The following is a 22,078-nucleotide window of genomic DNA, read 5'->3' on the forward strand; positions in this document are numbered from 1 at the left end:
TAAATTGAAATTGAAATAGGATAATGTTAAAACGTCGGCATGTTCAAAAAGGAAATTATTCATGACCGACTAATTAGCGAGTCCAAAACTCACCTATTTTTTTCTAAATCTATAAATTTTTGTTTTTATTTTCTTTAAAACCATAATTTTAAAATAGGCAAAAAATCCAATGCTCGTTAAAATATGAGTAGCATAAAATTTTTCTACTCCTTCAATCATCTTATTTGATAATAAAAATGCAACTATTTTGGCTCTTACCGGTACAGCGAATCCATGTTTTTTCATTGCCAATTTAATTTCAATGGACAATGAAGCACTACTTGTCAACACGTTGCATATAAATATAAAGCGCATACTCCTGTATTTATCGATTTCAAAAACATCGCTATATTCAGCCAGTTTTCCGACTATCTCCAATGATAGCTGGGTTCGCAGACACTTCCAGCATGTTGAACAATTAATCTTGGCTGCATTCTGAGGTGCTACGCATACATCCAACGATTTTTGTGCGATAAGACAGTCTGCAATTATTTCAGTCTTTCGAAACCGAGTATATTGCCCACCACTTGAAATACACTCTGTAGTTTCTGTAGAAAAAAGATTTAGCGTAACTGCATCTGCATATCCCATGTCATGAGTTCCCCTTACAGAGCCGTCAGTATAATGCACTGCAGACGAATATAGATATTTACTGCAACCTTTTTGGAGCAGCAAGGCAACAGAAACATTGCGTATTGTATGCGTGAGTTGAAAATCCATTTTTAGAACCAAATCTAAATTGGAATTTATCCAAAACATAGGTAAATCTAGTTTTGTTGCCACGTGTTCCAGGCGTGCAAAGCGTTCCTTGAAAACATCTTGATCACGAATACTTTGCCCATGAGACCCAACATTATTTAATAGAAGTGTCGTTACCCGGTACTCCACGGGAATATTACTTTCCAAATGTTCATTTACTGTACAGAACGAATCGACACCAGCTGAAAAGCCAGTGAAAACTTCGACCCCACCCCAATTGGTCCTGATAAGTCGATCCACTGAAATATCTACCTGACTACATTCTGGTATTAAATTTCTAATGATTTCCATTAAGTAAAAATTAACATTATAAAATAATTTACTCGAAATTGAGCCATTTACGTGCACATCAAATTTGTTTTTCATTGCATAAATTAATATGGCAACGAGGAATGCATCACTGGTTTCATTCGAAATCCAATGTGCGTATTCTGACTTTACCTCATACCAAAGCTGCTCTTTGCCCAAAGGAAATTCTATGTTCGAGGATATTCTTGTTAGTCCATCACCAATAGACATCACCGGAGGATGAATAATCAGTAGCCCATTATTTTTAATTTCAATTTTATTATTTATAAGCATAAATGTTATTATTGGTTATTTTTATTGATTAAGTTAAATTTATTGACATTTTCAAAGCCGCAATTTTCACTTTAAGAAGAAATGCATGAATCATAGATTTATTTAAAAACAATCGACTGTTAAAATATATTCATGAGTCTTCTTTATTTAGTTTTTATCTTTAACAAGTATGAAATATTAAGTCCGGAATTTTTTACCATGCACGGATTAGTGCAATTTATAGCATACAATCCTCACCGCTCTTGTAAGACCGTATTCCAGTAGCAAAGTCCATGACCCGCTGCAGTTTAATCGAAAGCGTTTTCACGCCCGGTTCGCCATCACCTTTGCGCCCCAGCAACACACCGAAATGGCGACCAGGCGGATCACCGTATTTAACGGCGGCGTGTCTCGCAGAATCGGTTTGCGCGCCACGATGTAGGCAGCTTGCCACTCCTCGCGATCAAAGACGGTCTCGCACTCCATCTCCGGACCTGTTCGTCCCAAACGCATCAGCCGCTGAATACTCCAGGCGATGATCGTGAACAATGCCAATGCCAACTCAAGGCGCTCGATGGTCGCCAGCAGCATCTCTTATTGATCACCTGGGACCAACATTACAAGTCGCCAGCTCGCAGTGAGCTGCATTCGTTTGCCGTTATTCCACAACGATAGGTCGTGGAGCGTTCCTTTGCCTGGCTTGAGAAGTGTCGGCGTCCGTGGCAAGACTGTGAACGCAAGCTGACGACAAGCTTGCAATTCGTTCATCTGGCGTTTCTTGCATTATTGTTCAGAAGATTCTGATCAGGTTGTGAATAGCCTCCGATGTGGTACTCGCGCAGTGCCAATTTGTTGCTGGACCGTGTTTCTGCTCGCAAAATGTTTATCGGCCGCTATACTCGCCGCAATAATTCGCTTCCTGTTTGCAGATATGTTCATCGCCTTTCACTTCGTTAGTACAGCTATTTTGATGTTTCTCGTCACTACAAGCCATGCCGCGGAAATCGTACCGTTGCCGAAACCTTTGCAGCTCCAGGCCCACCAGTTCGCCGTCATCATTAACGACACCGATCCCCTTAGCGTGGAAGTCGGCGAGTACTACCGTATAGCGCGTCAAATCCCTGCCGAGAACATGATCCATGTACGCATTCCCGATGCGCCGCGTAATTTGTCGCGGGCGGCTTTCGCCAGGCTTAAACGGGACATCGACGCGCAGCTGACGCCATCGATGCAAGCCATGCTGATGGTGTGGACGGCGCCGTATGGGGTCGAGTGCAATTCGATCACGTCTGCGATGACGCTCGGCTTTGATGCGCAACAGTGTGTCAAGACGTGTGCGCCCGGCAAGACCAGCCCGTACTACAACGCGCTCACGCGTCAGCCTTTTACCGAGTTCGGGATTCGTCCGTCGATGCTGCTGCCAACCGAGTCATTCGAGCAGGCCAAAGCCCTGATCGATCGTGGTGTACAGAGCGGTTTTCGGGTCTATCCGTCGACGGCCTACTACCTGATCACGGCCGACCAGGCGCGCAATAGCCGCGCGGTGTATTTCCCGCGCAGCGGGGCAATTCCGCAGAAAAAGCTGGTGATCAAGACCTTGCGCCAGGACAGCCTCGTCGATGCGGCCGATGTGATGATTTACCAGACCGGTGCGGTATCGGTGCCGCATCTGGAGACGCTGCGTTTCCAGGCAGGGGCGCTGGCTGACCACCTGACATCTGCCGGTGGGGACTTGCTGGGCAAGAGCCAGATGAGCAGCTTGCGCTGGCTGGATGCGGGCGCGACGGCCAGCTATGGCAGCGTGTCGGAGCCGTGCAATTACTGGCAGAAGTTTCCGAATTCGAGCGTGTTGCTCAAGCATTATCTGGCCGGCGAAACGGCGATCGAGGCGTACTGGAAAAGCGTGGCGTGGCCGGCGCAAGGGGTGTTTATCGGCGAACCGTTGGCGGCGCCGTATCGGTAAATTCGTACTCGCGACATAGGGGGGCGCGCCAGTGTGAACTGAGTGCTCTTGAGTGCGCGCATTTCAGTTTGACGTTCCCGTTCCCCGAGGTAGCAAGCTGGAATTCGGAGACTACATTTATTCGTTACTTATTTGTATTCGACGAATAAACGGAACATACTTTGCAGACCATGCGCCTTGAAACCCCTACCCAACGTGTCCTTGACCTGCTGCAGCGGAAAGGAATAGTGCGCCCCAGCGATCTCGTTGATATCGGGGTTCCGCGGATGGTTCTGACACGCATGGTGGTACGTGGCCAACTGGAGAAAACGGGTCGCGGCCTGTACCGGTTGCCTGGCTGGCAAGGCTCCGAGCATAAGAGCCTGGTCGCTGTCGCCACCAAAGTTCCACAGGCGGTATTTTGTCTGCTGAGCGCCCTGCAGTTCCATGAATTGTCTACCCAACTACCGTGGCAAGTGTGGATCGCCATGCCGCGTGGCAGTCACGTCCCCAAGATCGACTATCCGCCGGTCAAGATGGTCCAGTTTTCCGGCGAGGCCTATTCGGAAGGCATCGAGGTCCATGAGCGTGATCAGGTGCAGTTACGGGTTTACTGTGTTGCCAAGACCATTGCCGATTGCTTCAAGCACCGCAACAAGATAGGACTCGACGTGGCGCTGGAGGCACTCAGGGATGCGCGATCACAAAAGAAGGCCAGTGCTGACGACCTCTGGCGCTACGCCAGGATATGCCGTGTCGCAAACGTGATGCGGCCCTACCTTGAGGTGATTGGATGAAGAAAGACCTTGCAGCATTGGTACGAGCACGGCTGTTGAGTGTTGCCAAGGCTCAGGGTGTTGATTTCAATCAGATCCTGGTGCGCTTTGCGCTTGGGCGCATGCTGTACCGCCTCAGTCTATCCAAACATGCCGATCAATTCTTGCTCAAGGGCCCGTTGCTGTTCACGCTCTGGTATGACATGCCGCATCGGCCGACGCGTGACGCGGATTTGCTCGGGTTCGGACCGAGCGACCTCGAATCGATTGCGGCGACATTCCGTGATATCGCGGATGTCGCGGTTGAGGATGGCATCGTCTTCGACCCTGAATCCGTGAGCATTTCGGAAATCCGTAAAGATGCCGGCTATGCAGGTGCCAGGGTGCTGATGACGGGCGACGTTGCCAAGGCACGATGCAAAACGCAGATCGATATCGGTTTTGGCGATGCAGTCACTCCCGGCCCGGTTTTTGCGGTCTATCCGCTGTTGCTTGACGATTTTCCCGCTCCTCGACTGCGAACTTACCCTGTCTACACGGTCATTTCGGAAAAACTTCACGCGATTGCCTTGCTCGGTATGACGAATAGTCGAATGAAGGATTATCTCGATATCTGGGTGTTGCTGGAGCGCGAAGACCTTGATGCCGACACGCTGGCTAAGGCGATCGCTGCAACCTTTGGCCGTCGAGGAATGCCGATTCCGGTTTCACTGCCCATTGGTCTGACAGTCGAGTTTGCTGCCGACCCGTCCCGGCAGACCATGTGGCTGGCTTTTCTCAAGAAGAACCGACTTGCGATGACGCCCCTACTCGACGTGGTCGCGATGCTCCGAACGAAGTTGGCGCCGGCGCTCACTCAGGCTGCGGCATGCTTGATAGAAAACAGTCGTCATGAAGAGTGAGGAACGGAGGGACTTGGCAAACATTTCTGGTTCGCGCGCGTGGGCACATACGGGCGTGCCCACAAAATCAGCAGGTTTGTCGGTGATCCGGTGGCGGCACTCAGGGATGCGCGATCACAAAAGAAGGCCAGTGCTGACGGCCTCTGGTGTTACACCAGGATTTAGGACGGAAGTCGGGAATACATCAGGTAGAATTATTCTCATTAAGTGCTTTCCACAAAGCTATCAGGAAGAAATATGCTTGATTTAGCGCTAGCCCTTCCACACGAAATTTGTCTCGAACTTGGCGCGCGTGCCCGTACCCGCCGACTCTCGCTGAATGTGAGCGTTGACGAGATGGCGCAACGCATTGGTCTTTCCAATAAGACGCTGGGTAACTTCGAGCGCACCGGGCGCTGCACGCTGGAGACCTTTGTCCGGATACTCGAATCGCTCAACGCTACTGCGGACCTCCAATCGGTGCTGGTTACACAAAATCGCACGATCGAGGATATGCGGGCGAAAGAGGCGCTTGTGGGACGCCAGCGGGCTTATCGGCTATCCGGTCGTACCAAATGAAAGAGCTGACGGTCATGTACCGGGCTTTTGGCGCATCGGTTGTGCTGGGCCGTTTGGCGGATGCCGGTGGCGAGGTGCTGTTTCAATACTCCTCCGCAGCGATTGCGCTTGGACTTGAGTTGTCGCCAATCCGCTTGCCCTTGCGCGTAGCGGCTTATCCCGACCAGCAACAGCACTACATGAATTTGCAACGGGTGCCTGGCTTGGTGTCCGATTCGCTGCCGGATAGCTGGGGTTTTGGCTTGATGAACCGGCGCATGAAAGCGCTCGGGATTGATCTGTCCACCGTGTCGACGCTGGATCGACTTGCTTATCTTGGCGAAAACACCATGGGTGCACTGACCTATGTGCCCTGCACTGACAAGGCGACCGATGGCGCGGACCTGAGCTTGCTCGCCTTGGCGAACGAAGTGCAGGCCTTGTTGATCGACAACAGCCATGCGGTGCTGGCAGAGATGGCCCGTGCGGGCGGATCGCCCGGTGGCGCACGACCAAAGGCGTTAGTCTATCTCGACCCTGTCAGCGGCCAGATGAGCACGCGCGCAGGCAGCGTTGCCGGTGCCGAGTCATGGCTGATCAAGTTTCCGGCATCGGACGATGCATCGGATGCCTGTGCGCTGGAGGCGTTGTACGCGCAAGTCGCGGACCTGAGCGAGATGGGGATGACGGCAACCCGCTTTTTCGACATTGGAACAGGATTGACGGCCTTCGGTACCAGGCGCTTTGATCGCGAAGGCGGGCAGCGTGTTCATGTCCATTCGCTGGCGGGATTGCTGCACGCGAATTTTCAGATTCCGTCGGTGAGTTATGACGATTTTTTCAGGGCAACGCGGCGCCTCACGCGTGACCAGCGCGCGCTGAAAAAAGCGGTGCAGCGTTGTGTGTTCAATGTGCTGATGAACAATCGCGACGACCATGCCAAGAACATCGCTTTCCTGCTCGATCGGGACCGTCAATGGCGGTTGGCGCCGCCCTTTGACCTGACGTTTTGCCCGGGATATCGGGGCGAACATTTCATGGATATTGCCGGTGAGGGAAAAGCGCCAACCCGGGCGCACATTGTCGTTGCTGCGCAGGGAGCAGGATTGGCCGCGAAAGACACGGAGACAATCATTGATGCCGTGCTCGCGCGTATCACCGACAAGGTATTCCGGACGCTGGCAAAAGAATTGCCGGTACGTGCCGCGACGGTGAACGCCGTGGCCAACATGATCGAGGAAAATCGAAAGCGGCTGACGGGAGGGTAAGCCAGCTGGGACGTTCACTCAAACGGGAGCTTGTTGGCCTGCTTTTCATCACGCGTGCGCATTGGAAACCGGGCGGAATTGGCAGGCTTTTTCGGTTCGCTGTAGCGGCCATCTACATGGGCCGCTCATCTCTGATCCACTCTTCCGTCTTGCCGATCGGCAGCCGGTACCGCGCGCAGTTCCACGGTTCAAGATGCTGCAACTCCTGCACCAGCATCAATCTGAAAAGGTGTTCATCGATTTCATTGAGTGACTGCGCAGCGACCGCTTGCGACAGTGGGCTGCGCGAGCCAACTACCTGCCGGATCGCCTCGCCGAGATGTTCACGGAATCGCGCGCGATCCGGATCGGGTGCTCCCATGGCATTGATAATGGCACGATATTTGTCAATCGCGCGGCGGTAGGTCCAGTCAAACAGTTCAATGGCCAGCGTGACATCCAATCGCTCATACACCCCCAGCATGGCGACAGCGTAGTCGTTGGCATCGACATCGAGAAAAGATAGTGGCGCACAGTTCGCCAGCATCAGTGGCAGGTTTGCGCACAACCGGCTGGTCCTCTTGTTGCCATCCTCGAACGGCTGCAAATACGCAATATTCACCCACAGAAAAAATGCCGCTTCCAGCGGATTGTTGATTTGCCGGGCTTTGCTGACGATTTGCTCCAGCATCTCTTCCAGCAAGGAAGGAACCTGGGTGGGGACATACACCGAACCGGTGATGTTGACCACCGTCTTGCGGATGGCACCCAGGGAACGCGGATTCTCCAGCAAACCCTGCATGAGCAGACTTTGCACGTTGCGCACTACCGCGATCGTGATGCCGTATTCGGGTGCGGCGTCGACGATGAACTCGATGGTGTCTTTATGATTGAGCAACATTGTTGCATCCAGATCATCGTTTGCAGAGCGTCCCCGGATAAACAGTTCACGTGTATCGAGCAGGCTGATGCGGTTGCCTTCAAGGCGTGATGAATACCATGACAAATCAATCAATAATTGCTCCCGGACTTTACGTGCGTAGGTCCCGGCCGGCTGCTGTCCTTTAACGCGCCCTTTGGTGTGCAAATTATCGGCGAGCTGGTGCGGCAGGAGCGACGATTGGTTGGGTACATAACGATCGACGAAGTGCCGCTGGTACGACACCGGCAGGCGACTACCGAGCGGCGCGTCGAGTTGGGCTCTCAGCGTCGTGGCGTCAACGCTCCAGGGACGTGTTGTCATCGTGGCGGCCGCGGAGGGCGACGGCATAGGGAGACGGTAGGTCGTACCGCGCCCGGCACCCGCACGGACGATCTCTCCCGATGCAGTCATTTTTGCCAGATGACGATTGATGGTGGAGCGGCTTGCCGCGATCAAGCGGGTGATGTCATCCGCCCCCGCCGGACCGAGGTCGCTTGCGGTGCGACTGGCCAGATAGTCCCGTATTGCCAGTGGGAGATCGCGCTTTGCCATAGTTGTCCTGTCATTATTCGATTGCTTTGACAGGATAACGACAAGCTAAATCAAACGGCAATGCTCTCTGCGAGTAACGTCACGCCCGCCCGTAATTATCCTGAAACCGCACGATATCGTCCTCGCCCAGATAGCCGCCACTCTGCACCTCGATCATCACCAGATTCAATCTGCCCGGGTTTTCCAGGCGGTGGCGGTGGCCGGCGGGGATGTAGGTCGATTCATTGGTGTTGACCAGGAATTCCTTCTCGCCATTGACGACCTTGGCCATGCCATTGACAACGATCCAGTGCTCGCTACGGTGGTAGTGCATCTGCAGGCTGAGGCTGGCGCCGGGCTTGACTTCGATACGCTTGATCTTGAAGCCGTTGCCTTCTTCCAGCACGGTGTAGGTGCCCCACGGACGATGCGCGGTGCGATGCATCTTGTGGGCTTCGTGGCCCTTGGCTTTCAGGCCGGCGTAGATGTGCTTGACGTCTTGCGCGCAGGATTTGTCGGCGATGAGGACGGCGTCGGGCGTGTCGATGATGATCAGGTTGTCGATGCCGACCGTGCCGATCACGCGGTCGCTGGTCTGGATCGTGCAGTTGCTGGTGTTATGCAGCATCACGTCGCCCTGGGTGCGGTTGCCATCGGCGTCGGCCGCCGACAAGTCGCCCAGCGCCGTCCATGAACCGATATCGCTCCAGCCAATGCTGCACGGAATGACGGCCACGTCGGTCGATTTTTCCATGACGGCGTAGTCGATCGACAGGTCGGGAATGCTGCGGAAGGACTCGGCGTCCAGGTCGAGCTGGGTGAAGTTCTTGCCTTCGGCCAGGCGGGATTGGTCGGTGCACGCCTTGGTGGCAGCGAGAATGTCGGGGCAATGTTTTGCCATCTCGGCGAGCATCGTGCCGGCTGCAAAACAGAAGATGCCGGAATTCCACAGAAAGCGGCCCGAAGCCAGGTATTCCTGCGCCTTGTCGAGCGATGGCTTTTCGACGAAGCGGATGACCGTGTTGCCATCGGCTTCGATGTAGCCATAGCCGGTTTCCGGCGACTCCGGCTCGATGCCGAAGGTGACCAGTTTGCCTGCAGCGGCCAGCTTGGTGGCGGCGAGCACGGCGTCTTCGAAGGCTGGCTGATCAGCGATCAGATGATCGGCGGCGAGCACCAGCATGATGGCGCTGGCACCGTATTTTTTTTCTACCTGCAGGGCCGCGGCGGCAATTGCGGCGGCGGTATTGCGGCCGAACGGTTCGAGGATGAACGAGGCCGGCAGTTTGGCGGCATTGACTTCGCCATATTCGTCTTCGGTCTTGAAGAGCAATTCGCGGTTCGTGACGGTGAGGATTTCGGTGACATCAGGCAATTGTGCACCACGCAGAAAGGCTTTTTGCAGCAGGCTCTGGCCATCGGCGAGGCGGATGAACGGCTTAGGATGCATCTCGCGCGAGACCGGCCAGAGACGGGAACCGGCGCCGCCGCAGAGGATGGTGGGGATTAGTTGCATCAGGGTTCCTTGGAGATGATTGGTTTTCAACCGGAGGTCTGCTCCGGTCAGAAGCATTTCAAGAAGTCGAATAGCGTACTCGATAGTTGGCGAAAGTGTACCACTGCGCTTGTCGCTTTCAGGCAGAGATCACGGCACATGCGGCGTCGATATCGCGATAAATGGTCATGACATTTTTGGAGTGCCATTCACTTACGGTTCGGTTTCCGGCTCTCTGAAAATTAGGGTCAGAGTCGAATATTTCCAATCGGCACTGTTTAAATTAACTCTGACCCTATTTTCTCCGAGTCAATCGCAATCGTGTCGTAAATAAAGCTCTATTTGAGATACTTTGTAACAATTGCTCAAGAGAAATTAAAAGCCGTTAGTATTGTCGTGTGGAAACCAAATTACCGAGTTAAAAATGCGACGCACAAATGGCAACCCCCCCCCGGTGTCACAGCAAATTTCAATGACCCGTCTCGCATCGATCTGCCTATTGGGACTGTCATTCGTTGCTACGGCTGCTACGTCGGCACCGGTACCCGTCAAACTGAAGGGCGTCAATATTTCTGGTGGCGAATATAACGGCGGCAATACCTCCGGCCGTCTGAATTACCAATATACCTACCCCAGTAATGCAGAGATTGATTACTACGCCGGCAAGGGTATGACCGTTATCCGGATGCCGTTTTCCGGAGCGCGTATCCAGCCAGTCAATAATGCGGCACTCAGCGTTAGCGAAATCGCGAACTTGCAAAAAGTCATCACGTATAGCGCCAGCAAAGGCGTCACCGTCATCCTCGATCCGCACGATTACGGTCGGAAATACGACTCGGTCAGTGGCACGATGAAGCTGATTGGTGTTCCGGGCGGCTTGCCTTCGGCGAATTTTGCTGATTTCTGGAAGCGACTGGCGATCGCGTTTAAGTCACAGCCTAACGTGATCTTTGCGTTAATGAACGAGCCGAATCAGCAGACGCCGGCGCAATGGAAAGCCGTTGCCACCGACGCGGTCACTGCGATTCGTTCTACCGGAGCGACACAGAAGATATTGATTCCGGGATCATCGTGGTCTGGCGCGCATAGCTGGGTGTCCAGCGGTAACGCGGCTGTCTGGCAAGGATTCACCGAACCGCGCAATAATTTTGCGTTCGAAGTACATCAATACCTCGACAGCAATAATTCGGGAACAAGTGATATCTGCGTTCTCGGTAAAGGCAAGGACGTACTCAGTAGCGCCACGCTATGGGCCCGCGCCAACAACTACAAGCTATTCCTGGCCGAAGCCGGGTGGTCACAACAAGCGACATGCCTGAGCGAAGGTGCGGCGATGATGAATTACACTTCGGCGAACGCCGACGTCTGGGCCGGTTGGACCTACTGGTCCGGTGGCAGTTGGTGGCCGCAGACATACATGTACCTGCTCAAGCCAGCGAACCTTGCAAGTCCAGTGGACAAACCGCAAATGGGAGCACTGCTGAACAATCTTTAAAAAATTAGGGTCAGAGTCGAATATTCCCAAGCGGCATCAATTAAATTGACTCTGACCCTATTTGCTTTCCATGTCGTGTGTCACTCATACCGCCGTGCATCCTCGATCACCTTGCCATCATTGGCCAGCGTCCCCGGTGCTACCAGCAACACCTCCCCACGCAACTTCGTCACCTCCCGGATCGCCTCGACGATCGCCGCCGACAAAGCCGCATCGGTCGTCGCCACTTCGCAATGCAAGGTCATCAAATCATTCGCCATCTCGCCCGAGACCACTAGTCGCGCCTTCCCCACCGCCGGGAAACGCCGCACGATTTCGGCGACTTGCGACGGGTGGACGAACATCGCGCGGACCTTGGTGGTCTGGTCGGCGCGGCCCATCCAGCCCTTGATGCGCAGGTTGGTGCGACCGCACGGCGAGGTGCCTTCGAGTACCGCCGACAGGTCGCCGGTGGCGAAACGGATCAGCGGGTAATCGGGGTTGAACGACGTGACGACGACTTCGCCGACTTCGCCGGGCGCGACCGGGTCGCCGGTGCCGGGACGGACGATTTCGAGCAGGATGTCTTCGTCGACGATCATGCCGGGATTGACGCGGTCGGCGGTCTCGGTTTCATAGGCGATATTGCCGATGTCGGCCGAGGCGTACATCTGCAGCACGTGCGGCACGCCGTTGTCCTGCAGCCAGCTGCGTAGTAATGGCGGCAGGGCTTCGGCGCTGACCAGCGCGCGTTGCGTGGCGCTGATGTCGGCACCCATGTCGCGGGCTTTTTCGATGATGAGCTTGAGGAACGAGGGTGTACCGACATACGCCGCCGGCTTCAGTTCGGCCATCGCCTGGACCTGCATTTCGGTCTGGCCGCTGCCGGCCGGGATGACGACGCAACCGAGCTTGGCGGCCGCGCCCTCGACCATGAAGGCGGCCGGCGTGAAGTGGTACGAGAAGCAGTTTTGCAGCAAGTCGCCACTGCGCAACCCCAGCGCATGCAGCCCGCGCGCAAAGCGCCACCAGTCATCGCTGCGTCCTTCCGGATCGAAGATCGGCCCGGGCGACATGAAGATGCGACGCAAGCCATCCGGTGCGGTAGAGGTCAGTCCGCCGAATGGCGGCGTGCCGGATTGCAGGCTGTGCAGATCGGATTTGCGGGTGATCGGAAGCTGTGCGAGTGCTGCACGCGACGTGATGCCGGACGCCTCGACTTCACCGAGAATGCGCGCCCAGCCGCTGGCGGTTTGCGCGCGGGCGATCAGGTGCGGCAGGCGCGTCATCAGGTCCGCTTCGCGCTGGGCCGGGGAGCGGGTTTCGAGGTGGTCGAGGGCGTCGGACATGGGAAAGTTTCCGGTGGTATTCAGTAAAAAAATCAATTAGGGTCAGAGTCGAATATTACTTTTGGGCGACAATTAAATTGACTCTGACCCTATTTATGTTCTGTATTGGCGGGCAACGCCGCTTCTACATCGATTACGCCAGCCACCGCTTGCGCCGCCGGTAAAACTTCATGTCCTTGAAGCTCTTGCGCCCCGCGCCCGAGACGCCGAGGTAGAACTCCTTGACGTCTTCGTTGCTGGCCAGGTCCGACGCGGCGCCTTCCATCACAACCCGCCCGCTTTCCAGGATGTAGCCGAAATCCGCATAGCGTAGCGCCACTGAGGTGTTCTGCTCAGCCAGCAGGAACGAGACGTTCTCGCGGCTATTCAGGTCTTTGACGATTTCGAAGATTTCTTCGACGATCTGCGGTGCGAGGCCCATCGATGGCTCGTCGAGCAGGATCATCGACGGCTTGGCCATCATCGCGCGGCCGATTGCGGTCATTTGCTGTTCGCCGCCGGAGGTGTAGCCGGCCTGCGATTTGCGCCGGATCTTCAGGCGCGGGAAATAGGTGTAGATTTTTTCGAGTTCATGGCGCGTTTCGGCGCCGCTGATGTTGCGTGTGTAGGCACCGGTCAGCAGGTTGTCTTCGATCGACAGGTGGGCGAAACAGTGGCGCCCTTCCATGACCTGGATCACGCCGCGCTTGACCAGTTCGTTCGGGGTCAGTTTGTCGACGCGTTCGTCCTTGTATTCGATGCTGCCTTTGGTGACATCGCCGCGTTCGGCGGCGAGCAGGTTCGAGATGGCTTTCAGGGTGGTGCTTTTGCCGGCGCCATTGGCACCGAGCAGGGCGACGATCTTGCCCTGCGGGACTTCCAGAGAAACGCCTTTCAGGACCAGGATCACGTGGTCGTAAATGACTTCGATATTGTTGATGCGCAGTCCTGCGGACATGATTTCTCCTTTGGTAACCGCGTGGTGCGGGTCCGGTTGGGCGACCAGGATGAGGTCGTGGCCGCCCACGGGTTTACTTCATGCACGCAGGCGTGATGTTTTTCTCTTTGGCGTACTTGGCGGCATTGGCCTTGAACAGCGGATGGATCAGGGCTTTGTTGCCTTCGATCCAGTCCGAAATCAGGACCCATTTGGCGCCATCCCATTGCTGGATCTTGACCTTGCCGGACCCTTCGTGGTTATCGCAGCTGGTCTTGATTTCAGGCAGCAGGCCGGTCGCGCCCAGCGTACTCAGGCGGGCATTGGTGATGTTCAGGTTTTCCAGGCCCCAGCGCATTTGCTCGCCGGAGATGACCTTGCCTTTGCCGTATTTGCCTTGCGCGGTACGGATCGCTTCGACGGTAGCAATGGCGACAGACACGCCGCGGTTGTACAGGATCGTGCCAACCTTGGTCTGGTCCTGCATGTTGCCCTTGCCGGCGGCGTAGACGACTTTTTCGATGTCGGTGATGACCGGCACATTTTTACCGGTGACGTTCCAGGTCGCGCTCATGTAACCCTTGGCGGCTTCACCGGCCGGCACCGTGTCTTCTTCCGAACCGGCCCACCAGGAACCGATCATTTTTTCACGCGAGTAGCCGACTTTTTGCGCCGCCTTGATCGCCGTCTGGTTCATGACGCCCCAGCCCCAGAAAATCACGTAGTCGGGATTTTCCTGGCGGATGCGCAGCCATTGCGCGCCCTGCTCGTTGCCCGGATGGGCGACCGGGATCTGGATCAGTGCAAACTTACCGATCAGGCTTTCGGCTTCGAGCGCACCGATCGGCTCCTTGCCATAGGCCGAGTCGTGATACAGGTAGGCGATTTTTTTGCCAGCCAGCGAGCCGCCGTTCTTGGTGGTCAGGTACTTGACGATGGCCGAGGCCTGCATCTGGTACGTCGTCACCAGCGGGAATGCCCACGGGAACACCGAGCCATCGACTGCATCGGTACGGCCGTAGCCGACCATCATCAGCGGTACCTTGTCTTCGGCGGTCTTGTCGATCAGCGCGTACGAAATACCGGTCGCCATCACGTTGTAGGCGGTGCCTTTGGTGATCGGATTCTTGTTCTTGAGGCGCTCGTAGCACTCGACGCCCTTGGCGTTGTTGTACTCGGTTTCACACTCTTCCCAGGACAGCTTGACGCCATTGACGCCGCCTTCTTTCATATTGACGTAGTTCAGATAATCGACATAGCCGCCGTAGAACGACTGGCCGTTTGCGCCGTACGGGCCGACGCGGTAACTCGGGATCGCAATGAACTGGTCATTGGCTTGCGCCACGGCTGGCGTCAGCGGCGCGAGCAGTGTCGCGACGGTAGCTGCGGCGAACAGGATATTTCTCAACTTGGTCATGCTGTCTCCTTCATTTGGATGAGGTACTTTTTTGGGTGCTGCGGTAAAACGTTGCTGCGGTCAGGATCAATGCGGGAACGGCCACAGGCGCAACTTCTCCTTGGTGATCGCCCACATGCGCGCCAGGCCATGCGGTTCGACAATCAGGAAGAAAATAATCAACGCGCCAAACATCATCATCTGGATATGCGACACCGCCGAACCGGACAACGGCAAGTGCAGCAACGCTGCCAGCGGCGGCAAAAAGTTATCCAGGAAAATCGGGAACAGCAGGATGAAGGCCGAGCCGAGGAAGGCCCCCAGGATGCTGCCGACACCGCCGATGATGATCATGAACAGGATGCGGAACGACAGGTCCAGCGAAAAGCCATCCGGCTCGACCGACCCGAGGTAGCAGAACGCGTACAGCGCACCGGCCACGCCGCAATAGAACGAGCTGACCGCAAAGGCCACGAGCTTGGTCTTCATCAGCGGAATGCCGATCACTTCGGCGGCCACATCCATGTCGCGCACCGCCATCCATGCCCGGCCGGTACCGCTGCGCACCAGGTTCTTGGCGATCAGCGCCATGACGGTGACGATGGCCAGCACGAAGATGTATTTCTTCATCGGCGTGTTGATCGCGTAGCCGAACATTTCCAGTTTCTGGGCACTGATGACGCCGGATGAACTGTCATTCGAGAACCATGAAAACTTGGTCAGCACCCAGATCACGAAAAACTGCGCTGCCAGCGTCGCAACGGCCAGATAGAAGCCCTTGATGCGCAGCGATGGCAGGCCGAACAGCACGCCGACGGCTGCCGCACACAAGCCGGCGAGGATGAAGGACACGAGGATCGGGATGCCTTCGATGCGCAGCTGGAAGTTGTACGCCGCATAGGCACCGACAGCCATGAAGGCCGCCGAACCCAGCGACAGCTGGCCGGCGTAGCCGGTCAGGATATTGAGGCCCAGTGCTGCCAATGCCAGTACCAGGAACGGAATCAGAATCGCGGAAAACCAGTACTCGGAACCGAGCAGCGGAATCCCGACAAAGGCAATCGCCAGCACGATGGCCATGCCGATGCGGTCCTGGCGTAACGGAAAAATCTGGCTGTCGGCCACGTAGCTGGTTTTGAATTGGCCGGCTTCACGATAGAACATGGGTGTCTCCTGAATGTGTGAGTGCTAAACGCGGTCGATGTGCTTTTCGCCGAACAGGCCGGACGGCCGTACCAGCAAGAACAGCAACGCGAACACATACGGAAACCAGCCTTCGATGCCACCGAAATTGCCACCGAAGGCGTCCTGCATGACCGGCGGAATATAGATCTCGGCCAGCTTTTCGGACGCGCCGATGATCAGCCCGCCGACGATCGCGCCGGGCACCGACGTGAAGCCGCCCAGGATCAGCACCGGCAAGGCCTTGAGTGCCGTCATCGTCAGCGCGAACTGCACGCCATTGCGCGAGCCCCACAGCAAACCGGCCGCCAGCGCGACGAAACCCGCCACGCCCCAGACGATGGCCCAGATATGCTGCAGCGGAATGCCCAGTGACAGCGCGGCCTGATGGTCGTCAGCGACCGCGCGCAAGGCCCGGCCGATCTTGGTCTTCTGGAAAAACAGCGCCAGCAAGGTCACCAGCACGATGACCATGCCGGAAGCGAACAGGTCGAACTTCGAGATGCCGATGCCGTAGTTGTCCATGATCGACTGGATTGGTTCGTCGACGATACCGAGATTGATCGGCCGCACTTCGCTACCGAACAGCAGCGGCCCGAGGCCTTCGAGGAAAAACGTCAGGCCGATGGTCGCCATGAACAGCGTGATCGGCGGCTGGTTGACCAGCTTGCGCAACACGAAGCGTTCGGTCGACAGCCCGACGATGATCATCACCACGAACGCACCGATGATCGCTGCCCACATCGGCAAGCCCTTGTCCATCAGTCCGACCACCGCCAGCGCGGCGAAATACACCATCGCGCCCTGGGCAAAGTTGAAGACACCGGAGGCCTTGTAGATCAGCACGAAACCGAGTGCGACCAGCGAATACATCAGGCCGGTCAGCATGCCGCTGAGCAGGACTTCAAAGAAAAATTTCATGTGATCCTCTTAATGCGATGTGCCGAGATAGGCCTTGATGACATCCGGATTGGCCATCACTTCGGCCGGCGTGCCGTCACCGATTTTCTTGCCGTAATCGAGCACCACGACGCGGTCCGAGATATCCATCACGACGCCCATGTCATGTTCGATCAGCACGATGGTGGTGCCGAACTGGTCGTTCACGTCGAGCACGAAGCGGCACATGTCCTGTTTTTCTTCGACGTTCATGCCGGCCATCGGCTCATCAAGTAGCAGCAGACTCGGCTCGGCCGCCAGCGCGCGCGCCAGCTCGACGCGTTTCTGCAAGCCGTACGGCAAACGCCCGACCGGCGTCTTGCGGATGTGCTGGATTTCGAGGAAGTCGATGACTTCTTCAACCCGCTTGCGGTGTTCGATTTCTTCGGTGCGGGCCGGTCCCCACCACAGCGCATGGGCAAACAGACCCGACTTCATGCGCGTGTTGCGACCGGTCATGATGTTGTCGAGGACCGTCATGCCCTTGAACAGCGCGATGTTCTGGAAGGTCCGGGCGATGCCCTGGTGCGCCACGCGGGTCGGGTTCATCGCATGGCGCTTTTCGCCATGGAAGGTGATGTCGCCGTGCTGCGGGTGATATACGCCATTGATGACATTGAGCATCGAGCTCTTGCCCGCACCGTTGGGGCCGATGATGGCGCGGATTTCGTGTTCCTTGACGTCGAAGGAAATGTCGGTCAGCGCTTTCACGCCGCCGAACGCCAGCGAAATATTCTGCAGGCTCAGGATCACGTCGCCGGTTTGTCGTTGAGTACTCATGAAGTTCCGATCAGGCTGCGCGCGGGAGAGCGGCGACAATTTTTGCGCTGCGAATTTGCAGGTCGGCGGCGACCATGCCCTTGCGGCCATCTTCGAACTTGACCTGGGTTTCGATGTATTGCGAGGTCTTGTCCGAGTACAGCGCGTCGATCAGCACCGCGTATTTTTCGGCAATGAAACCGCGCCGGACCTTGCGGGTGCGGGTCAGTTCGTCGTCATCCGGATCGAGTTCCTTGTGCAGGATCATGAAGCGATGGACTTGTGAGCCGGCCAGCAGCGGGTCGTGCACCAGGTCGGCATTGACCTTGGCGATGCATTCGGCGATCAGGTCATTGACCGCCGGCAGCGCAGCCAGGTCGGTGTAGCCGCTGTAGGCCAGGCCGCGTCGTTCGGCCCAGTTGCCCACCGCTGCCATGTCGATGTTGATGAAGGCATTGCACTGCGTGCGCTGGTCGCCGAAAGCCACGGCTTCCTTGATGTACGGGAAGAACTTCAGTTTGTTCTCGATGTACTTCGGCGCGAACATCGCGCCATCGGCCATCTTGCCGACATCCTTGGCGCGGTCGATGATCTTCAGGTGGCCATCGGCATCGAAGAAGCCGGCGTCGCCAGTGAGGAAAAAGCCATCGGCATCGATCGCTTCGGCGGTCGCATCGGGGCGCTTGAAGTAGCCGGTCATCAGGCCGCGCGAACGCACCAGTACTTCGCCGCTGTCGCTGAGCTTGATCTCGACGCCCTTCATCGGCTTGCCGACCGTGTCGAGCTTGACGTCGCCGGAACGCTGCATGCAGACCGACACGCAGGTTTCGGTCATGCCATACAGCTGCTTGAGGTTGATGCCGAGCGAACGATAGAAGTCGAACAGGTCGGGCCCGATCGCTTCGCCGCCGGTGTAGGCCACGCGCAGGCGCGACAGGCCCAGCACGTTTTTCAGCGGACCATAAATGAGCAGTTCGCCGAACGCGTATTCGAGCCGGTCGAGCAGGCTGACGCTGCCTTTGCCATCAAGGATAGGAATGCCGACACGCCGTGCCACGGCCATGAAATGATGGAATAGCTTGCGCTTGATCCAGCTGGCGTCTTCGATGCGGATCATCACTTGCGTGAGGATGTTTTCATAGACGCGCGGCGGACCGAAATAATAGGTCGGGCCGATTTCGCGCAGGTCGGTCATAACCGTCTCCGGCGACTCCGGGCAGTTCAGGCACAGGCCCGTCAGATGCGCTTGCCCATACGAGTACAAAAAGTCGCCGACCCACGCCAGCGGCAGATAACAGAGCACGTCATCGGCTTCGGTTAGCTGGTCGAACTCGACCAGGTTGGTAGCGGTGGCGATCATCGCTGCATGCGAATGGCAGACGCCCTTCGGCTTGCCGGTGGTGCCCGAGGTGTACAGGATGATGGCGGTGTCGTCGGGCTGGCCGAGATTGACTTCGCGCATGAAAAAATCGGGATGGGCGAGGTCGTACTTGCGGCCGATTTCCTGCAGCTTGGCGTAGCTGTCGAGCTCGGGCTGGGCGTAATGGCGCAGGCCGCGTTCGTCATCGACGATGATGTGATGGATCCGGTCGGCCATTGCCGGCTGGGTCTGCTTGATCTCGAAGAGCTTGTCGACCTGCTCCTGGTCTTCGACCACGGCGAAGTCGATCTCGGCATCCTGCAGCACGTAGGCCATGTCGGCCGCCGGCGCATCCTGATACAGCGGCACCGGCACGCCGCCCAGGCATTGGACTGCCGACATCGCCCAGTACAGACGCGGCCGGTTGTCGCCGATGATGGCCAGATTCATGCCGCGCTTGAAGCCGATCGCCGCCAGCCCGCAGGCCAGCGCACGGACTTCGGCGGCGACTTGCGACCAGCTTGTGGCTTGCCAGATACCGAGGTCTTTTTCGCGGAAGGCGGCCTTGTGCGGCCGTTGCTGCGCGTGTTGCAAGAGCAGGTGCGGGAACGTCGTTCCCGTCGCCTTGGTTGTTGTCTCCACCATGGTCCTCTTATATTGGGTGCTGCTTGCCGGACTGTGTCCGGCGCGGTGGCACTGCTCTCTGGCAGTGCTCGACGGGTAGTGTGGTCGTTGAAACTGACGCGACTCTTACTGTGATTTTTTCTATTTCAGTGATGGGCAATTCGATTGCGCACGATCAAATCGCGCCTGCACCACCGGTACGTCTACAATGACAACGTCCGGCTTTTGTTTGATAGATAGTAGTTGCTCGTCTCGCTGCAGGTTGTCACCGGCACGACAATCAAGGATTTATTTCATCACTTTCGTTGGCGCACTGCACCATGACCCCAGTTCCTTCCAGCATCGCGCAATTCCTCGATCAGACCTTTTGGGCACCGTCGCTGACCCAGGCGCAGCGCGAGCGTGTTGCCTGCGAAATGAGCGAGCGCGTGGTGCCGGCCGGCGGGTATGCCTGCCGCAAGGCGGAACCCGTCGATCACTGGATCGGCGTGATGTCGGGCCTGCTGAAAATGAGCAGCGTCTCGCCCGAAGGCAAGATCGTCACCTTCACCGGCATGGGGCCGGGCGGCTGGTTTGGCGAAGGCTCGGTGCTGAAAACCGAAGTGCGCCGCTACGATGTGGTGGCGCTGCGCGAAAGCCGGCTGGCGTATATGCCGCGCGCGACCTTCACGTGGCTGCTCGACACCAGTATTTCGTTTAACCGTTTTTTGCTGCTGCAATTGAACGAGCGTCTCGGCCTGTTTATTTCGCTGGTCGAATATGACCGCATGCTCGACCCGGATACGCGCGTGGCACGGTGCCTGGCGGCGCTGTTCAATCCATACCTGAATCCGCACAATGGCTTGCAACTACAGATCTCGCAGGAAGAAATCGGCTACCTCTGCGGCACCTCGCGCCAGCGTGCCAACCAGGCCTTGCAGGTGCTCGAAAGAGATGGCTTGCTGAGTGTGGATTACGGTGGCATCACGATACTGAACCTGGCCGGCTTGCGACTTTTCGGCAGTTGATGGCCGACGCCAGGCGCGTGGCCACCATTGAACCGGGTGTTTCCATCACGGAAACGCTGTGGCATATTGTCCGTTGCATTGCCCTCTTCTCCCCTGACCAACCCGGAACGCTGCAATGACTTTTACCGATGCAATCAAGACCTGTTTTTCGAAATACGCCGACTTCAACGACCGCGCGTCGCGCGAAGAGTACTGGTACTTCGCCTTGTTCACGTTGCTCGGCAGTCTCGTGCTGACGATGATCGACAACACCGCCAGTGGTGTGTTTTCGCTGGTCACGCTGGTGCCGTCGATTGCTGCTGCGAGCCGTCGCCTGCACGATACCAACCGCAGCGGCTGGCTGCAGCTGTTGTGGCTGGTACCGCTGATTGGCTGGATCGTGGTGGTGGTGTTCCTGGTGCAGCAGGCAAAAGAACCCAATCAGTTCGGGGTGTCCCCGGACCATTCGTTGTCGTGACATTAAACGGAGCTTGTTACCATGAACATTGAGCCGGATGCTGCTACCGAAATCGCCCTGCTGCGCCAGCAGCTCGCCGTCAGTGAAGAAGAACTGCGCACCTTGCGTGCCGGGATCACGTCACTGATCCGGCATGATGCGCTGACCGGCGTGATGAACCGCCGCACGCTGCTTGAAACGCTGGATGGCGAACTGCAACGTTCGCGCCGGACCGGCCAGCCGTTCTGTTTCGCCATCGTCGATCTCGATCACTTCCGTCGCATCAATGAACAATACGGTATGGCCGCCGGTGACCGCGTGCTCAAGGCCGTGTCGGACACCGCCCAGAAATTATTGCGCGGCATGGACCGTTTCGGCCGGCTCGGCGGCGAAGAATTCGGCATCGTGATGCCGGCCACCTGGCTCGATAGCGCGGCCACGGCAATGACGCGCCTGCGCACGGCGGTCGCCGCCTGCGACTGGGCCGGCATGACTGACGGCACCGTCGTCACGTTTTCGGCCGGCCTGACGACCAATGCGCCGGCCGACACGGCCGGCCACCTGCTGCAACGCGCCGAATCGGCCCTGCTGCAAGCCAAGCTCGATGGCCGTAATTGCACGGTCGTCGTGGAAGAACCCTTACCTACTATGACGGACCCTGATGACTGATCCCTTGCATGGCATGACCCTCGAAGCAATGCTCACCGCGCTGGTGGCGCAACACGGCTGGGAGGGATTGGCGCAGCGCATCGATGTGCGTTGCTTCAAAAGTGATCCGAGCATCAAGTCCAGCCTGACTTTTTTGCGCCGCACGCCATGGGCGCGGGCGGAAGTGGAAGCACTTTTTTTGCGTCTTGCCCCGCTCTGAAGCGCACTGATGACCCTGTCGTTGCAACGATGATACGGTTCCCGACAGACCTGGTGG

Annotated in this window: 21 protein-coding genes and 2 pseudogenes; 11 read left to right on the forward strand and 12 right to left on the reverse strand. The window is 56.8% G+C overall.

Features of this window, described 5'->3' with window-relative positions; genetic code table 11:
- Positions 1-93 precede the first annotated feature (93 nt).
- Positions 94-1,380 (reverse strand): hypothetical protein, encoded by a 1,287-nt coding sequence (locus RHM62_RS02310; protein WP_322123978.1) that lies wholly within the window; start codon positions 1,378-1,380, stop codon positions 94-96.
- A 217-nt stretch (positions 1,381-1,597) separates the two neighbouring features.
- Positions 1,598-1,950 (reverse strand): annotated as a pseudogene (locus RHM62_RS02315) (IS4 family transposase).
- 42 nt (positions 1,951-1,992) lie between these two features.
- On the opposite strand from RHM62_RS02315, the pseudogene RHM62_RS02320 reads away from it, so the two are divergent.
- Positions 1,993-2,163 (forward strand): annotated as a pseudogene (locus RHM62_RS02320) (IS5/IS1182 family transposase); the annotation flags it as partial.
- 79 nt (positions 2,164-2,242) lie between these two features.
- Here RHM62_RS02320 and RHM62_RS02325 read toward each other — a convergent pair.
- On the reverse strand, positions 2,243-2,500 hold the full coding sequence (locus tag RHM62_RS02325; protein WP_322125454.1) for a hypothetical protein: 258 nt from the start codon (positions 2,498-2,500) through the stop codon (positions 2,243-2,245).
- Between RHM62_RS02325 and RHM62_RS02330 the strand changes: the two genes are divergently transcribed.
- The 5 genes from RHM62_RS02330 (at position 2,384) to RHM62_RS02350 (ending at position 6,784) form a co-directional block, all read left to right on the forward strand.
- Positions 2,384-3,322, forward strand: coding sequence for a TIGR03790 family protein (locus tag RHM62_RS02330; RefSeq protein ID WP_322125292.1), 939 nt, complete (start codon positions 2,384-2,386; stop codon positions 3,320-3,322). The genes RHM62_RS02325 and RHM62_RS02330 overlap by 117 nt on opposite strands.
- A 170-nt stretch (positions 3,323-3,492) precedes the next feature.
- On the forward strand, positions 3,493-4,098 hold the full coding sequence (locus RHM62_RS02335) for a type IV toxin-antitoxin system AbiEi family antitoxin domain-containing protein (RefSeq protein ID WP_322125293.1): 606 nt from the start codon (positions 3,493-3,495) through the stop codon (positions 4,096-4,098).
- A complete protein-coding gene (locus tag RHM62_RS02340) occupies positions 4,095-4,979 on the forward strand; it encodes a nucleotidyl transferase AbiEii/AbiGii toxin family protein (RefSeq protein ID WP_322123980.1) in 885 nt (294 codons plus the stop codon). The genes RHM62_RS02335 and RHM62_RS02340 overlap by 4 nt, the downstream gene beginning before the upstream one ends.
- 237 nt (positions 4,980-5,216) lie before the next feature.
- Entirely contained in the window at positions 5,217-5,537 is a 321-nt protein-coding gene (locus tag RHM62_RS02345) for a helix-turn-helix transcriptional regulator (RefSeq protein WP_322123981.1), read from the forward strand.
- A complete protein-coding gene (locus tag RHM62_RS02350; protein ID WP_322123982.1) occupies positions 5,534-6,784 on the forward strand; it encodes a type II toxin-antitoxin system HipA family toxin in 1,251 nt (416 codons plus the stop codon). Before RHM62_RS02345 ends, RHM62_RS02350 begins: the two co-directional genes overlap by 4 nt.
- Before the next feature lie 112 nt (positions 6,785-6,896).
- On the opposite strand, the gene RHM62_RS02355 is transcribed toward RHM62_RS02350, so the two are convergent.
- A complete protein-coding gene (locus tag RHM62_RS02355) occupies positions 6,897-8,237 on the reverse strand; it encodes a Fic family protein (protein WP_322123983.1) in 1,341 nt (446 codons plus the stop codon).
- Positions 8,238-8,316: 79 nt separating this feature from the next.
- Positions 8,317-9,732 (reverse strand): mannose-1-phosphate guanylyltransferase/mannose-6-phosphate isomerase, encoded by a 1,416-nt coding sequence (locus RHM62_RS02360; RefSeq protein WP_322123984.1) that lies wholly within the window; start codon positions 9,730-9,732, stop codon positions 8,317-8,319.
- 451 nt (positions 9,733-10,183) lie between these two features.
- On the opposite strand from RHM62_RS02360, the gene RHM62_RS02365 reads away from it, so the two are divergent.
- Complete coding sequence (locus RHM62_RS02365; RefSeq protein ID WP_322123985.1) at positions 10,184-11,206, forward strand: glycoside hydrolase family 5 protein; 1,023 nt, start codon at positions 10,184-10,186, stop codon at positions 11,204-11,206.
- 80 nt (positions 11,207-11,286) lie between these two features.
- On the opposite strand, the gene RHM62_RS02370 is transcribed toward RHM62_RS02365, so the two are convergent.
- The 7 genes from RHM62_RS02370 to RHM62_RS02400 form a co-directional block, all read right to left on the reverse strand.
- Positions 11,287-12,534: a phenylacetate--CoA ligase family protein gene (locus RHM62_RS02370; protein ID WP_322123986.1), complete on the reverse strand. Its 1,248-nt coding sequence runs from the start codon at positions 12,532-12,534 to the stop codon at positions 11,287-11,289.
- 133 nt (positions 12,535-12,667) lie between these two features.
- Positions 12,668-13,471 (reverse strand): ABC transporter ATP-binding protein, encoded by an 804-nt coding sequence (locus tag RHM62_RS02375; protein WP_322123987.1) that lies wholly within the window; start codon positions 13,469-13,471, stop codon positions 12,668-12,670.
- Between the two features lie 73 nt (positions 13,472-13,544).
- Positions 13,545-14,867, reverse strand: a complete 1,323-nt coding sequence (locus tag RHM62_RS02380; protein ID WP_322123988.1) for an ABC transporter substrate-binding protein — start codon at positions 14,865-14,867, stop codon at positions 13,545-13,547.
- A 66-nt stretch (positions 14,868-14,933) separates the two neighbouring features.
- Positions 14,934-16,010 carry a branched-chain amino acid ABC transporter permease gene (locus RHM62_RS02385; RefSeq protein ID WP_322123989.1) on the reverse strand — a complete coding sequence of 359 codons (1,077 nt, stop codon included), beginning with the start codon at positions 16,008-16,010 and terminating at the stop codon, positions 14,934-14,936.
- Positions 16,011-16,034: 24 nt separating this feature from the next.
- A complete protein-coding gene (locus RHM62_RS02390; protein ID WP_322123990.1) occupies positions 16,035-16,949 on the reverse strand; it encodes a branched-chain amino acid ABC transporter permease in 915 nt (304 codons plus the stop codon).
- Between the two features lie 9 nt (positions 16,950-16,958).
- Positions 16,959-17,747 (reverse strand): ABC transporter ATP-binding protein, encoded by a 789-nt coding sequence (locus RHM62_RS02395; RefSeq protein ID WP_416172284.1) that lies wholly within the window; start codon positions 17,745-17,747, stop codon positions 16,959-16,961.
- A 10-nt stretch (positions 17,748-17,757) separates the two neighbouring features.
- Complete coding sequence (locus tag RHM62_RS02400; protein ID WP_322123992.1) at positions 17,758-19,731, reverse strand: AMP-dependent synthetase/ligase; 1,974 nt, start codon at positions 19,729-19,731, stop codon at positions 17,758-17,760.
- A gap of 299 nt (positions 19,732-20,030) precedes the next feature.
- Here RHM62_RS02400 and RHM62_RS02405 point away from each other — a divergent pair, with 299 nt between their 5' ends.
- The 4 genes from RHM62_RS02405 (at position 20,031) to RHM62_RS02420 (ending at position 22,021) form a co-directional block, all read left to right on the forward strand.
- Positions 20,031-20,717: a Crp/Fnr family transcriptional regulator gene (locus tag RHM62_RS02405; RefSeq protein WP_322123993.1), complete on the forward strand. Its 687-nt coding sequence runs from the start codon at positions 20,031-20,033 to the stop codon at positions 20,715-20,717.
- A 115-nt stretch (positions 20,718-20,832) separates the two neighbouring features.
- Entirely contained in the window at positions 20,833-21,174 is a 342-nt protein-coding gene (locus RHM62_RS02410; protein WP_322123994.1) for a DUF805 domain-containing protein, read from the forward strand.
- 21 nt (positions 21,175-21,195) lie between these two features.
- The gene (locus RHM62_RS02415; RefSeq protein WP_322123995.1) at positions 21,196-21,822 is read left to right on the forward strand and encodes a GGDEF domain-containing protein; all 627 of its coding nucleotides are present in this window, start codon (positions 21,196-21,198) and stop codon (positions 21,820-21,822) included.
- Positions 21,815-22,021 carry a VF530 family protein gene (locus RHM62_RS02420; protein ID WP_322123996.1) on the forward strand — a complete coding sequence of 69 codons (207 nt, stop codon included), beginning with the start codon at positions 21,815-21,817 and terminating at the stop codon, positions 22,019-22,021. The genes RHM62_RS02415 and RHM62_RS02420 overlap by 8 nt, the downstream gene beginning before the upstream one ends.
- Positions 22,022-22,078: the final 57 nt, after the last annotated feature.

The organism is Actimicrobium sp. CCC2.4 (assembly GCF_034347385.1).
In the GTDB taxonomy this organism is placed as follows: Bacteria; Pseudomonadota; Gammaproteobacteria; order Burkholderiales; family Burkholderiaceae_D; genus Actimicrobium.

What these genes read in the sequence shown, in the direction of transcription:
- RHM62_RS02310 (WP_322123978.1), bottom strand. Translation starts at nt 1,380, where the DNA reads ATGCTTATAAATAATAAAATTGAAATTAAAAATAATGGGCTACTGATT.
- RHM62_RS02325 (WP_322125454.1), bottom strand. Translation starts at nt 2,500, where the DNA reads ATGGATCATGTTCTCGGCAGGGATTTGACGCGCTATACGGTAGTACTC.
- RHM62_RS02335 (WP_322125293.1), top strand. Translation starts at nt 3,493, where the DNA reads ATGCGCCTTGAAACCCCTACCCAACGTGTCCTTGACCTGCTGCAGCGG.
- RHM62_RS02340 (WP_322123980.1), top strand. Translation starts at nt 4,095, where the DNA reads ATGAAGAAAGACCTTGCAGCATTGGTACGAGCACGGCTGTTGAGTGTT.
- RHM62_RS02345 (WP_322123981.1), top strand. Translation starts at nt 5,217, where the DNA reads ATGCTTGATTTAGCGCTAGCCCTTCCACACGAAATTTGTCTCGAACTT.
- RHM62_RS02350 (WP_322123982.1), top strand. Translation starts at nt 5,534, where the DNA reads ATGAAAGAGCTGACGGTCATGTACCGGGCTTTTGGCGCATCGGTTGTG.
- RHM62_RS02355 (WP_322123983.1), bottom strand. Translation starts at nt 8,237, where the DNA reads ATGGCAAAGCGCGATCTCCCACTGGCAATACGGGACTATCTGGCCAGT.
- RHM62_RS02360 (WP_322123984.1), bottom strand. Translation starts at nt 9,732, where the DNA reads ATGCAACTAATCCCCACCATCCTCTGCGGCGGCGCCGGTTCCCGTCTC.
- RHM62_RS02365 (WP_322123985.1), top strand. Translation starts at nt 10,184, where the DNA reads ATGACCCGTCTCGCATCGATCTGCCTATTGGGACTGTCATTCGTTGCT.
- RHM62_RS02370 (WP_322123986.1), bottom strand. Translation starts at nt 12,534, where the DNA reads ATGTCCGACGCCCTCGACCACCTCGAAACCCGCTCCCCGGCCCAGCGC.
- RHM62_RS02375 (WP_322123987.1), bottom strand. Translation starts at nt 13,471, where the DNA reads ATGTCCGCAGGACTGCGCATCAACAATATCGAAGTCATTTACGACCAC.
- RHM62_RS02380 (WP_322123988.1), bottom strand. Translation starts at nt 14,867, where the DNA reads ATGACCAAGTTGAGAAATATCCTGTTCGCCGCAGCTACCGTCGCGACA.
- RHM62_RS02385 (WP_322123989.1), bottom strand. Translation starts at nt 16,010, where the DNA reads ATGTTCTATCGTGAAGCCGGCCAATTCAAAACCAGCTACGTGGCCGAC.
- RHM62_RS02390 (WP_322123990.1), bottom strand. Translation starts at nt 16,949, where the DNA reads ATGAAATTTTTCTTTGAAGTCCTGCTCAGCGGCATGCTGACCGGCCTG.
- RHM62_RS02395 (WP_416172284.1), bottom strand. Translation starts at nt 17,747, where the DNA reads ATGAGTACTCAACGACAAACCGGCGACGTGATCCTGAGCCTGCAGAAT.
- RHM62_RS02400 (WP_322123992.1), bottom strand. Translation starts at nt 19,731, where the DNA reads ATGGTGGAGACAACAACCAAGGCGACGGGAACGACGTTCCCGCACCTG.
- RHM62_RS02405 (WP_322123993.1), top strand. Translation starts at nt 20,031, where the DNA reads ATGACCCCAGTTCCTTCCAGCATCGCGCAATTCCTCGATCAGACCTTT.
- RHM62_RS02410 (WP_322123994.1), top strand. Translation starts at nt 20,833, where the DNA reads ATGACTTTTACCGATGCAATCAAGACCTGTTTTTCGAAATACGCCGAC.
- RHM62_RS02415 (WP_322123995.1), top strand. Translation starts at nt 21,196, where the DNA reads ATGAACATTGAGCCGGATGCTGCTACCGAAATCGCCCTGCTGCGCCAG.
- RHM62_RS02420 (WP_322123996.1), top strand. Translation starts at nt 21,815, where the DNA reads ATGACTGATCCCTTGCATGGCATGACCCTCGAAGCAATGCTCACCGCG.